At 33.9% G+C, this 13,214-nt stretch carries 11 protein-coding genes; 4 read left to right on the top strand and 7 right to left on the bottom strand.

Going from position 1 to position 13,214, the window contains the following annotated elements:
- The first annotated feature begins 1 nt into the window (after position 1).
- Positions 2–748 carry a rhamnogalacturonan acetylesterase gene (locus G7A72_RS02575; protein ID WP_165151309.1) on the top strand — a complete coding sequence of 249 codons (747 nt, stop codon included), beginning with the start codon at positions 2–4 and terminating at the stop codon, positions 746–748.
- Between the two features lie 691 nt (positions 749–1,439).
- Here the strand turns inward: G7A72_RS02575 and G7A72_RS02570 are convergent.
- The 3 genes from G7A72_RS02570 to G7A72_RS02560 all read right to left on the bottom strand — a co-directional run bounded on the left by G7A72_RS02570 (position 1,440) and on the right by G7A72_RS02560 (position 4,935).
- Positions 1,440–1,637: a hypothetical protein gene (locus G7A72_RS02570; protein ID WP_165151308.1), complete on the bottom strand. Its 198-nt coding sequence runs from the start codon at positions 1,635–1,637 to the stop codon at positions 1,440–1,442.
- Between the two features lie 402 nt (positions 1,638–2,039).
- Positions 2,040–4,493 carry a TonB-dependent receptor domain-containing protein gene (locus tag G7A72_RS02565; RefSeq protein ID WP_165151307.1) on the bottom strand — a complete coding sequence of 818 codons (2,454 nt, stop codon included), beginning with the start codon at positions 4,491–4,493 and terminating at the stop codon, positions 2,040–2,042.
- A 97-nt stretch (positions 4,494–4,590) separates the two neighbouring features.
- Complete coding sequence (locus tag G7A72_RS02560; RefSeq protein WP_165151306.1) at positions 4,591–4,935, bottom strand: ArsC/Spx/MgsR family protein; 345 nt, start codon at positions 4,933–4,935, stop codon at positions 4,591–4,593.
- Between the two features lie 97 nt (positions 4,936–5,032).
- Here G7A72_RS02560 and G7A72_RS02555 point away from each other — a divergent pair, with 97 nt between their 5' ends.
- Positions 5,033–5,944: a CPBP family intramembrane glutamic endopeptidase gene (locus G7A72_RS02555; protein WP_165151305.1), complete on the top strand. Its 912-nt coding sequence runs from the start codon at positions 5,033–5,035 to the stop codon at positions 5,942–5,944.
- A 39-nt stretch (positions 5,945–5,983) separates the two neighbouring features.
- Positions 5,984–7,033, top strand: a complete 1,050-nt coding sequence (locus G7A72_RS02550) for an AMP-binding protein (RefSeq protein WP_165151304.1) — start codon at positions 5,984–5,986, stop codon at positions 7,031–7,033.
- A gap of 76 nt (positions 7,034–7,109) precedes the next feature.
- On the opposite strand, the gene G7A72_RS02545 is transcribed toward G7A72_RS02550, so the two are convergent.
- The 4 genes from G7A72_RS02545 to prfB all read right to left on the bottom strand — a co-directional run bounded on the left by G7A72_RS02545 (position 7,110) and on the right by prfB (position 11,985).
- Positions 7,110–7,742: a hypothetical protein gene (locus G7A72_RS02545; protein WP_165151303.1), complete on the bottom strand. Its 633-nt coding sequence runs from the start codon at positions 7,740–7,742 to the stop codon at positions 7,110–7,112.
- 150 nt (positions 7,743–7,892) lie between these two features.
- On the bottom strand, positions 7,893–9,521 hold the full coding sequence (locus G7A72_RS02540; RefSeq protein WP_113665664.1) for an acyl-CoA carboxylase subunit beta: 1,629 nt from the start codon (positions 9,519–9,521) through the stop codon (positions 7,893–7,895).
- Between the two features lie 165 nt (positions 9,522–9,686).
- A complete protein-coding gene (lpxD, locus tag G7A72_RS02535) occupies positions 9,687–10,685 on the bottom strand; it encodes a UDP-3-O-(3-hydroxymyristoyl)glucosamine N-acyltransferase (RefSeq protein WP_165153596.1) in 999 nt (332 codons plus the stop codon).
- Positions 10,686–10,886: 201 nt separating this feature from the next.
- Positions 10,887–11,985, bottom strand: a protein-coding gene (gene prfB, locus G7A72_RS02530) for a peptide chain release factor 2 (RefSeq protein ID WP_113665666.1) whose coding sequence is annotated in 2 segments (ribosomal slippage) — positions 10,887–11,921 and positions 11,923–11,985 — 1,098 coding nt in all. Because the reading frame shifts where the segments join, the coding sequence is not laid out codon by codon here.
- A 191-nt stretch (positions 11,986–12,176) separates the two neighbouring features.
- Between prfB and G7A72_RS02525 the strand changes: the two genes are divergently transcribed.
- A complete protein-coding gene (locus tag G7A72_RS02525; protein ID WP_165151302.1) occupies positions 12,177–13,199 on the top strand; it encodes a low specificity L-threonine aldolase in 1,023 nt (340 codons plus the stop codon).
- Positions 13,200–13,214: the final 15 nt, after the last annotated feature.

Raw genomic sequence — 13,214 nt, 5'->3', positions numbered from 1 at the left:
TATGAAACACTCATTTTTCTTATTATTGTTTATTTCGCTCAACTGCTTAGCTCAAAAAACAACGATTTACGGCATAGGCGATTCTACGATGGCCAATAAAATCAAACCGGAAGAAAATCCGGAACGCGGCTGGATGCAAATGATATCGCAGTTTTTTAGTGCAGATGTTGTGATTGATAACAGAGCAGTCAACGGTCGCAGTACACGCAGTTTTATCAATGAAAAAAAATGGGATTCGGTTTATAAAGTGTTGAAGCCCGGAGATTATGTTTTCATACAATTTGGGCATAACGATCAAAAAAATGCAGATTCCACCAGATATACCAATCCTCATACGAGTTATCGCTATAATCTAATTCGTTTTGTTCAAGAAACGAGAGAAAAAGGTGCCGTTCCAATTTTATTTTCTTCCATTGCCCGACGAAATTTTAACGAACAAGGTGTATTAATTGGTACACATGGCGATTATCCGCTCGAAACCCGTTTGGTAGCCCAGCAATATAAAGTACCTTTTATTGACTTGGAATATTTTACAGAACAATTAGAAGAATCGTACGGTCCCGAAAAATCAAAAGAATTGCATTTGCATTTTAAAGAGGGTGAACATCCCTATTATCCCGAAGATAAAGAAGATAATACCCATCTTTCTGAAAAAGGGGCTACAGCAATCGCAAAATTGGTTATTGATCAAATACGATTATTGGAAAGTCCTTTGGTTAAAAAGCTGAAGAAAGGAATTAGAAAATAAGTTTTAAATCTACGTTGTTTTTTATTTTAATACTGCTATCCGAAAGTCTTAATTTAATCGAAAAAAAGAAATGGCTACAAATTAAATATAGGTTTTAAGTAAATTTAGTCAAAGCTTAGATATCTTTAAGCACCATAAATAAGCACCAAAACGGGGCTTTTATCATTACTAAGTTACATTCAGATTAAATGTAACATCAGAGATATTATTTATATTAAATTTACTATAAATTATACTTTGCTTTGCTGATTTCAGCAAGAACTAACAATATGACTTTTCTATCTGATGCCATTCATTGTGAATAAGTTAGATGTTGTAACTGCTACTAAAGTTAAATAATAATAACCAAAATTAACAAACTTGCTGTTTAAGTATTTGAAAAAAAAATTAAATTTATTGATCCTGATCAAGAAGAAACCGTGGAAAAATACAATCCAAAATAAAATGAAAGAAAATAAAGAGGTTAAAAAAGTTATTACAAAAAGAATAATTAGAACTGAAAGCTATAACGACAAAACTAAAAATAATAATTAGAACCTTTGCATTTCAAAAAATCAGCTAAAAGCTTTACATCTTCTAGTAAAAGGTTCGAATTTTGTACCATAAGGTTCACATACTGGGACAAATCAGATTTTTCTGATTTGTTTCTTTTTTTTACTGTTTAAATTATTGTATATCAGTAACATAAGTCTTAATTCTTCATTGATTCTAATGTTCGAACTTGATTATTTTCAAAAGTGAGTTTTTCAGAAAATAATGAACCAATTATCTTTGTTTTACTTTTAGCAAATCCCTCTTCGTACAATGTCAAAAATTGTGAAATTTGGTTTATAGCCTTATCTAAGAAAGGTTCAACATTGGTGACTTTACTGTTTTTTGTATTTAGCATCGATCCAAGTCTTTTTATTCGTTCACCTGTTTCTTTTTTATCTTGCGATAATCATTTGGATCTAAATCTCTTGCAACCAATAAATTTCTTGCTTTGGCCAATCTTAATATTTGTCTCTTCAAGTTCTTTTGTAAATTGATTACTATCTTTTCGCCGGTATTTAGTTTTATTTTGAAATACTGATGTTATTGCTTCTCTATTTAAACTCTCATTTTAAATTTATATTTATCAATGTTTTTTTTGCTATTTATAGATGTTAAAGTATCAAATCTCAAAAACCGGGAAAGAGCAAAAAATTGGACCAAGTTCAAAAGTTGTGGATTATCTAAAAGGGTTAGATAATCTGAAAATAAAAAAATGATTTATAAAAAAAGGACCCATTTTCATGAGTCCTTAATTTTGTTATCCTTGATAATCACCTTCATTATCACCTTGATTTCGTTTAGGTTGTTCTCTTTCGTTTTTAGGTTTGTTAAAACGATAAGTAAACGATAAATTAAATTGTCTTTCTCTCCATTGCATTTCGCTGTAAGAATCAACAATTCCCGGAAGGTTAGCTTCCATCATTCTTTTTCTTGAATTGAAAACATCACTCACGTTGAATGAAAGTGTTCCTTTGTCTTTTAGAACATCTTTACTGAATGCTATATTTGCAGCAAAAATTCCTAAGCTTCTTCCTTGAGCATTATTTTGAGGACCGTTATACGTTGCATTAGTCTGCCAGTCAATTTTGTAAGGCAGTGTGATTTTTGAAGTTAGTCTTGTAGACCATGAAGTTGCGATGTTATCAAAATTTTGTACAATTTCAATATTGTTAAAATCAGTATAAGTAAAATCTCCTTGAGTTTCGTTTCTGAAGAAATTGAAATTACTGTTTAATTTCCACCATTTGAAAGGAGAATAGTTTAATGTGAATTCAAATCCTGTTCTATATTCAGTTGCCAAGTTGATTGGAGAACTAATAATAATAGGAATTCCGTTTACAAAATCACCTGATTCTCTTCTTGCAAATTGGAATACATCAGTTGTTTTATTAACGTATAATGAAGTATTGAATGTTAGTTTCTCCCATCTTTTAATGTAACCAAAATCAATAGCATCTGAAAACGCTGGATCTAAATCTGGATTTCCAACAAAAATATTGATGTTACTTGACAAGTTGCTGAACGGATTCAACATTCTTCCTCTTGGTCTTTGAATTCTTCGGCTGTAACTTACAGAAGCGCTACTTTTATCTGAGATTTCGTAAGTGAAAAACGCACTTGGAAAAAAGTTATTGTACTTTTTAGTATTGAAATCGTTAGTCGCTAATTGATTGATTTCAATATTGGAATCTTCAAAACGCAATCCAAATAAAGCTGAAAGTTTATTGATTTTCACTCCGTATTGCGTGTAAAGTGCATTTACTTTTTCTTTGTATTCTAATGTATTCGTGAAATTTTCGTTGATTACGCCATCATTATCAACTCTGTAATCTGTAAGTAATTCCGAGAAATCACCACGGTAACCTGCTTCAAATTGACTTCCTTTTCCAAAAGGTAAAACATAGTCCATTTGAAGTAAATTTCTGCTTTGAGTTTGATTGTTGATAGTATTGTCAAATTTTACTACACTTGTATTTGTTGCTGTGTCTGTAATTAAAGCGTCATTAATGTCATCATTTGTAGAGAACGAACCGTCAATTGTTAATTTATGACCGTCTTTTTTAAATTTCTTAGTAAAATTAGTTGCAAATTCTACGTTTTCACTGTCGCTATTTTCTAAATTGATACGGTTACGAGTGTAGTCATAATTAAAACCGGCATCATAATTATTTTGGAAAACGTTATCCACATTGTTACCATTACTTTTTCGGTAGTTGAAAGTGTTAGTCCAAGAAAGGCTTTCACTTAAATACCATTCCATTCCAAAGTTTCCATTGTAACCTTTGCTGTCTCTTTCGTTTTCTCTAGTTTCGTTTACATAATTTCGAGTTGTATTATCAGCATTTAAATATCTTGAATCTGTAAATGCATTTCCAGGATTACTGCGGTCATTGTATCCCTGTGTTGTAAAAAGATTGAAGTTCTTTGATTTATAATTTAAGGTTCCGCTTAAACCATAATTTTCAGGATATCCGGCAGATGCAATGATTGTTCCGTTTAAACCTTGGTTTTTCCCCTTTTTTAATATAATATTCAGTAATCCTCCACCACCTTCGGCATCATATCGTGCCGATGGATTAGTGATTACTTCAACTTTTTCAATCGCATCAGCAGGAATCAATCGCAATGCTTCAGCAATATTAATAGCATTTGAAGGTCTGCCATCAATAAGAACTCTTACATTTTCATTTCCACGAAGGCTTATGTTTCCTTCAACATCAACAGCAACAGAAGGAATGTTGTCTAAAACATCACTTACAGTTCCTCCTTTTACCATGAGGTCACTACCTACATTATATACTTTTTTATCTAATTTTATTTCAACTGTCGTTTTTTCGGAACGAATGATAACCTCATTCAATTGATTAGCATCTTCCTCTAAACTGATTAAACCTAAACTGGTAGTTTTTTGAAGATTTTTTACTTTAAACTCGCTTAATTTAAATGATATAAACTCGATTTTTATGTCATAAATACCGGGGTTTACTTCAATATCAAATTCTCCAGTCGCGTTTGTAATTCCACCGGCTACTGGTTTTGGATTATTAGGCACTGAGAAAGTAATTGTTGCGTATTCAAGTGGTTGTTTGCTTATTTTTTCTACTACCTTTCCGGTAATTTTGATTTTTGGAACAGCAGGACCTTGTTGGGCAAAACTGAATAAGGTTGTTAAAAAGAGAACAAGAATTAATACGGATTTTATTTTTTTCATTTTAAAAAAACTTAGGTTATGGCATTTAGATTGCAAAAGTAAGATTTGGTTTAATACTATAAATCACAAATAAATGTTAATTAAAACATGCGAATTTTCATAATATAAACGATTCTATTTTCTCTAAGTCACGTCCAATAATCGCCGATTCCCCAATAACAACAATGGGTCTTTCTATAAGAATTGAGTTATCGACCATTGCTTGGATGATTTCTTCTGAATTCATTTTTTTATCTCTAAAAATTTCAATCCAAATTTTTTCTTTTTGGCGAACTAATTCAATAGGTTTTTTGTTCAGTTTTTGAAGGATGGAGGATAATTCTTCAAAAGATGGCGGGTTGGTCAGATAATTAATAACTTCGAACTCTTTTTTAGAATTTTCTAGAAGTGCTAAACAATTTCTTGATTTTCCACAGCGTGAATTATGGTATATTTGTATCATATTTTAATGAAAGTAAGTAAGGATTGAAAAGTATATTAAGTGTAGCAAAAATAACATTTGTTATAGTAATTAGGTAAAAATATTAAACTAAAAATACATGTTTATAGAACAAGGTTTTAAATCAGAAAATAAGTTTTGGAAGTATATTGTGGGCTCTCTACTAATTATTTTCGCTTCATTTCTGGGTCAGTTGCCACTCCTGATGGCTTTGCTTTTTGAGACATTTGCAAATGGAAAACCTTATCCTTCAAGCAATGAGGCAATCATGCGTTTTTTTGAACCTAATTTCACTTTGTTTTTAATCATGATTTCGTTTGTATTTATTATGCTTGGAATCATTTTGGTCATCCGCTATTTGCACCATCAAACGGTACTTTCTGTAACCACTTCAAGAGCGAAAGTAGATTGGAACCGAATCGTGTTTTCATTTTTGATTTGGGCAGCAATAACTATTGTATCGACATTGTTATTTTATTATTATTCTCCAAGTGATTTTGTCATCAACTTTAAACCTGTTCCATTTGCTATTTTGGCAATAATCGGGATAGTACTTATTCCTATTCAAACCAGTTCTGAAGAATATATTTTCAGAGGCTATTTGATGCAGGGATTTGCGAATCTTGCTAAAAACAAATGGTTTCCGTTACTGATGACTTCACTTATTTTTGGGGGCATGCATTGGTTTAATCCAGAAGTAACTAAGATTGGTCCAATTGTTCTGGTTTATTACATTGGGACTGGATTGTTTCTGGGAATTATAACGCTTATGGATGAGGGAATGGAATTGGCTTTGGGCTTTCATGCAGCTAATAATTTAGTTGGTGCATTGTTAATCACTTCGGATTGGTCTGCTTTTCAAACGCATTCTATTTTTAAAGATATTTCAGATCCTTCAGCAGGATTAGATGTAATTTTACCAGTTGTCATAATTTACCCGATACTTTTATTTATCTTTAGTAAAAAATACAACTGGACGAACTGGAAAGAAAAATTAAGCGGCAATATCTAGTTGATTTAAGCATTAAATAATTTAAAAAAATACTCGCTCATGACCAATACAATAACTTATCAGAATGTTCATAATCTGTTTAAATTGAACGGATTTCACCTAAATCGAAATGATTTATGTCGAGTTGCGTATAGTTTTATCAAAGAAGGTGATGAATATGAAAAGTCTGTTGGAGACTTCATACTTGATTGGTTTGACAATAAATCCTACTTGGAACTCAATACATCCGGGACTACGGGAACGCCAAAAATAATCCGAATTGAGAAACAAGCAATGGTCAATTCAGCGATTGCTACTGGTGATTTTTTTGATTTACAACCGGGCGATAGAGCATTACACTGTTTGCCAACGAAATACATCGCTGGAAAGATGATGTTTGTTAGAAGCTTTATTCTTGGTCTTGATATCGATTTTGTGGCGCCAAGTTCGCATCCAATGTTGAAAAATGACACTAAATATGATTTTGCAGCTATGGTTCCTTTGCAAGCCCAAAACTCTTTAGCAGTATTAAATAATGTGAAGAAGATGATTATTGGCGGAGCAAAAATGAACAATGGTTTAGAAAAAGAACTTTCTAAATTGAAAACACAGGTGTATGAAACCTACGGTATGACTGAAACTATCACGCATATTGCAGCTAAAAAAATAGGAGAGAAGGCATTTTCAGTTTTACCTAACATAAAAATTGCCAAAGATGACAGAAATTGTCTGGTGATTGATGCACCTAAAATTTCAGAAGAATCTATTGTTACGAATGATTTAGTGGAATTAGTTGGTGAGAATCAATTTGCTTTTTTAGGAAGAATAGATAATGTAATCAACAGCGGTGGGATTAAATTAATCCCTGAGAAAATTGAGGAGAAATTGTCTGCAAAGATTCAATCCAGATTTTTTGTAACTGGAATACATGATGTTGATTTAGGCGAAAAATTAGTTTTAGTAATCGAAGGTGAAGATCAAACTTTAGAGGATAGTATTTTTGATGGTTTAGATAAATATGAAAAACCAAAAGAAGTATTTTATGTAGCAAAATTTTCCGAAACCGAAAATGGTAAGCTCAAAAGAAAAGAAATACTGGAGGGTATATAAATTAGTATAAGTATCAAATTCAAAAATAATCTTTTCTAAAAGACACTTTTGAATTTGATACTTTTTTTAATGAAAATCAGTTTATAAATCGGTAATTGAATTTCAAACCTAAACTATTTTCAGCATGTCCAAGCGCCAGAAATTGGGTTAAATTCATGGAAACTCCAAATTTATTTTTATTAGGGCTAATTATGAAATACCGACCCACATACAATCCGGAACATATACCAAATTGTTGATCACTGGCATATTCTGAAACAAAACCCATTCCTATTTTTCTGTCTTCATCAGATAAAACATATCCCACTCCCGTTTCTGCACCCCAAAACCAATGCGAATTCATATTGAATTGAATATTAGGTTTGAGACTAAAGAGGCTAAAGTTATTATGACTGGCCCTTTCTTGAAGTGTACTTTCAGGGGTTAGAATTCGGGTGTTTTTTCGGATGAACCGATAATCATAATCAAATCGGAGTCCTAACTCTATTTTCTTTGAAATCAATTTCCCAGCTCTCGCATTCAAACCAATCGCCAGTCGGTGAGTCCGATACATCATGATATGAACCGGCAAAGATGCATTGAGTCCTGATTCAAAATAAATAGGTTTCTTTTCTTTTTGAGTACCAGCATTGCCTAATTTGTTTTGTGCACAAATTGAATGGCCTATTAGTAGCATTATACTAAATAGTAAAACCAAAATCTTTTTCATTTCTTATTCAAGTTTAAATTAATAAAATGAATTAGGTTAAGATTTTTTAAATATCGTATAACAAATGAGGCTATTTTACAACTGCCACGAAGCAGGAGTAAAACAGCCATAAATATACAAAACATTAGTATAAGTATTTGAAAATCAGTACTAAACTTGAATGACTCCTAAATTAAATTTTTTCTCAATTGGCGAGTGGTTTGCCGCTTCAATTCCCATAGATATCCAAGTTCTGGTGTCTTTTGGATCGATAATCGCATCTGTCCATAAACGTGATGCAGCATAATAAGGAGAAACTTGTTCGTCATATCTCGCTTTTATTTTATCAAACAACTCTTTTTCTTTGATTTCATCTACGACTTCACCTTTTGCTTTAAGCGATGAAGCTTCTATTTGTGCCAATACTTTTGCAGCCTGCGTTCCGCCCATAACGGCTAATTCAGCACTTGGCCAGGCAAAAATTAATCTTGGGTCATACGCTTTGCCGCACATTGCATAATTTCCTGCTCCGTATGAATTGCCTACAATGACTGTAAACTTTGGTACAACCGAATTTGAAACGGCGTTTACCATTTTGGCACCGTCTTTTATGATTCCGCCATGTTCAGATTTAGATCCAACCATGAATCCGGTTACATCTTGTATGAACACTAAAGGGATTTTTTTCTGGTTGCAATTGGCAATGAAACGCGTGGCTTTATCCGCACTATCAGAGTAGATTACACCACCAAACTGCATTTCGCCATTTTTAGTTTTCACTACTTTTCGTTGATTAGCCACAATTCCTACTGCCCAACCGTCAATTCTGGCATAACCGGTAATAATGGTTTGACCGTAACCATCTTTGTAGGCTTCAAATTCAGAATTATCAACTAAACGATTGATGATTTCCATCATGTCGTACTGCTCATTTCTGGCTTTTGGCAAAACGCCATAGATTTCATTTTCGTCTAAAGCCGGTTTTTCAGCTTTAATTCGGCTGAAACCTGCTTTGTCAAAATCACCTATTTTGTCGACTATATTTTTAATTTTATCTAATGCATCTTTATCATCTTTGGCTTTGTAATCCGTAACGCCCGAAATCTCACAATGGGTTGTTGCTCCTCCCAATGTTTCATTATCGATGCTTTCGCCAATAGCAGCTTTCACTAAATAACTTCCTGCTAAGAAAATACTTCCCGTTTTATCTACAATCATGGCTTCGTCGCTCATAATTGGTAAATAAGCACCTCCGGCAACGCAACTTCCCATTACAGCAGAAATTTGAGTTATTCCCATACTGCTCATCAGGGCATTATTTCTAAAAATACGTCCGAAATGTTCTTTATCAGGGAAAATTTCGTCCTGCAATGGCAAGTAAACTCCTGCACTATCCACTAAATAAATGATTGGCAATCTATTTTCCATTGCAATTTCTTGCGCGCGTAAGTTTTTCTTTGCGGTGATAGGAAACCAGGCACCTGCTTTCACGGTAGCGTCATTAGCCACAACAATACATTGTTTCCCTCTAATGTACCCTATTTTTACCACAACACCTCCTGATGGACAGCCGCCGTGTTCCGCATACATTCCTTCACCAACAAACGCTCCAATTTCTATACATTTCGCCTTCGGATCCAATAAATAATCGATACGTTCGCGTGCAGTCATTTTGCCTTCTCCGTGTAATTTCTGGATGCGTTTTTCACCGCCTCCCATTTTAACTACGCTCAATTTTTGACGCAAAGCGGAAAGTAAAAGTTTATTGTGGTCTTCGTTTTTGTTGAAGTTCAAATCCATGATGAAATAATGTTAAAAAAGTTTGCGCTAAAATACAAAATCCAACTAAATAAATTTTATTATTTTAAAGTGTAAATAATGAAAATCGAATATTTGTTTACTATTAAAACAAAAAAACAGAAGCGAACTTCTGTTTTTTTGTGAATTCAATAAAAAAGCTAGTAATTATTTTTTAGATTCATTTACGAGTCTTTTCAAAATTGCCCATTGTTTCAATGCATCTCGGGCTTCTACAGCCGGATATCCTAACATGGTTTTTCCCGCTGGAATATCTCCTGTAACACCTGAACCGGCACCTACAATAGCTCCGTCACCAATAGTGGTATGGTCTTTTATAGATGCGCTTCCACCAATGATTACGCCGTTACCTAAAGTTACGGATCCTGCCAGTCCACTGTTTCCAGCCATAATACAAAACTTACCTAATTTACTGTTATGACCTATTTGGACTAAATTATCAATTTTGCAACCGTCACCTAAAATGGTAGAACTGAATTTCCCTCTATCAACGCATGTATTGGCGCCAATTTCTACATTATTACCTATAATTACATTTCCAATTTGTGGAATTTTTACCAAACCTCTTTGTGGATCAGGACGAAAACCAAAGCCATCAGCTCCAATTGTTGCATTGGGATGTAAAATACAGTCGTTTCCTATATGGCAACGTTCTCTGATTACAGTTCCTGACCAGATAACCGTATTTTTTCCAATGGTGCATTCATCTAGAATGGTCACGTTAGGATAGATTGTTGTGTTGTCACCAATGACAACTTTTGGTCCAATATAAGATCCAGCACCAATTCTGACTCCATTGCAAATAGTTGCTGTTTCGTCTATTATTGCAGTTGGATGAATGTCAATATTGAATAATGGTGTAGGAGGAGCAAAAAGTTCTAATACTTGTGACATTGCCAAATCAGCATTTTTTACTTTTATAAAAGCTCTATTTTCGCCAGGTTGTATCGATATGTCTTCATTAACAACGGCAACAGAAGCATTAGATGAAGCCCATAGTTTTTCATATTTCTTGTTTCCAATAAATGAAATTTCAGATTCATTAGCGGCTTCAAGTTGTTCAGGAGCCGTAATTTTTTGCGTTATGCTTCCTACGATAGTGCCCTTAAGAATATCGTTTACTTCTTCAATTGAATAAGATTTCATGGAGTATATAGGAATTAGTTTTGTTATCGTTTTCAAATAAAATCATTTAACGTTGAAATTGCAAATGTTTTTTTGAATTAAAAATAAATGTTTACTTTGGTTAAAAATAAAACCCCTTAAATTCATCGATAATATGATGTTTAGGGGGTAATATTTATGAGAGCATTGTGAAAATTTATAAATCGTGCTTATAATAATATCTTATTCTTCTTCTTTTTGCCCCATCATCATTAAATAGGCTTTCAGAAATTCATCAATTTCTCCGTTCATAACACCATCAACATTACTGGTTTCATATCCGGTACGAACATCTTTGACCAATTTATAAGGTTGCATTACATAATTCCTGATTTGGGAACCCCATTCTATTTTCATTTTTCCTGCTTCAATATCCGCGCGTTGTGCCTGTTTCTTTTTTAACTCAATTTCGTATAATTGCGATCGTAACATTTGCATGGCACGTTGTCTGTTGTCTTGCTGGGAACGTGTTTCAGAGCATTGTATTTGAATTCCGGTTGGTTTATGAAACAATTGCACTTTGGTTTCCACCTTATTTACATTTTGTCCTCCCGCACCGCTGGATCTCGAAGTCGTAATCTCGATATCAGCAGGGTTTATCTCAATTTCTATACTGTCATCTACAAGTGGATAAACATATACTGAAGCGAATGAAGTATGACGTTTGGCATTGCTGTCAAACGGTGAGATTCGAACCAATCGATGTACTCCATTTTCTCCCTTTAGATAGCCAAAAGAATAATCACCTTCAAATTCAAGGGTTACAGTTTTTATACCTGCTGCTTCTCCTTTTTGGAAATTCAGTTCTTTGATTTTATAGCCATATTTTTCGCCCCACATCATGTACATGCGCATCAGCATTTCGGCCCAGTCACAACTTTCGGTTCCACCGGCACCAGCAGTTATTTGTACCACGGCACTCAATGTATCACCTTCGTCCGAAAGCATGTTCTTGAATTCGATGGCTTCTATATGTGCTTGAGTAGCGATGTAATGTTCGTCTAATTCTTCTCCGGTTAGTTCACCTTCTTTATAAAAATCATAGGCGAGTTGCAATTCTTCAGTCATTTCGACTGCTTTATTGTAGTCTTCAATCCACTTTTTCTTGTTTCGGAGATTTTTTACAATGAGTTCAGCATCTTTGGCATTGTTCCAAAAGTCAGGCGCAAAAGTTTTCTCTTCTTCGTTCGAAATCTCAATTAGCTTGGCATCAACGTCAAAGATACCTCCTCAACGCACCAAGGCGCTCTACAATACCTTTAATTTGTTCGGTAGTTGTCATAAAATTATATTAATTTGATAGGTCTGTTTTCAATATTTATCAAAAATGCCGTTGTGTACTACAATTAGTTTAGTTTTAACGGAACTAGTTGGAATTAACAAACGGTATTGTGTAAATTTGTGGCACAAAAATAGAAAAATTTTACGCAGGGGCAAGTCGTGATTTGTCCTTATCAAAAATAAAAAAATAATATGGAAATAAATTTAGTTAGCGATACGATTACAAAACCTTCACGCGAAATGTTGGTTCACATGTTGAATGCCGTAGTAGGTGATGACGTTTACAAACAAGATCCTACGGTTATTGAACTTGAAGCTAAGGTTGCAGAAATGTTCGGAATGGAAGCGGGACTTTTCTTTCCTTCAGGAACTATGGCCAATCAAACGGCGATAAAACTACATACACAGCCTGGAGAACAATTGATTGCCGACAAATATGCGCATGTTTATCATTACGAAGGCGGTGGAGTTTCCTTTAACAGTGGTGTTTCGTGTTGTTTGTTAGATGGAAATCGAGGAATGATAACTGCGGAACAAGTGGCTGGAGCGATCAATGATCCGGAATTTTACCACAGTCCGTTAACGAGTTTAGTTTGTGTGGAAAATACAACCAATAAAGGCGGTGGTGCTTGTTATGAACTGGAAGATTTGCAAAAAATAAAGATGGTTTGTGATGCCAACAATTTGAAATTTCACATGGATGGTGCCCGAATCTGGAATGCTTTGGTAGCCAAAAATCAAGATCCAAAAGCATTTGGGAAATTATTTGATACCATTTCAGTTTGTTTGTCAAAAGGTTTGGGAGCACCAATTGGTTCGGTATTGTTAGCTGATAAAGCTACTATTCACAGAGCGTTGCGTATCCGAAAAATATTAGGTGGCGGAATGCGTCAGGTAGGATATTTGGCGGCAGCCGGAATTTATGCTCTAGATAATAATGTAGAACGTCTTGCTGAAGATCACCGAAGAGCTAAAGAAATTGGAGAAGTTTTGAAAAACTTAAGCTGGGTTGCATCAGTAGAGCCTGTTGAAACTAATATTTTGATATTCACACTGGTTCCAAATTGTATAGAGAAGAATTTAATTGAATTGTTGAAACAAAAAAATATTTTAATCAGTTCGATGGGTCATGGAAAACTGCGAATCGTTACGCATCTTGATTATAAAGAAGTAATGCACACGTATGTTTTGGAAACGTTGCAAAAATTGGTTTAAAAAAGTTATGAGTTA

It is taken from the genome of Flavobacterium sp. Sr18, from assembly GCF_011064265.1.
GTDB lineage: Bacteria > Bacteroidota > Bacteroidia > Flavobacteriales > Flavobacteriaceae > Flavobacterium > Flavobacterium petrolei.
The sequence above is the reverse complement of the archived record's forward strand: the minus strand, read 5'-3'. Positions and strand labels throughout refer to the sequence as shown.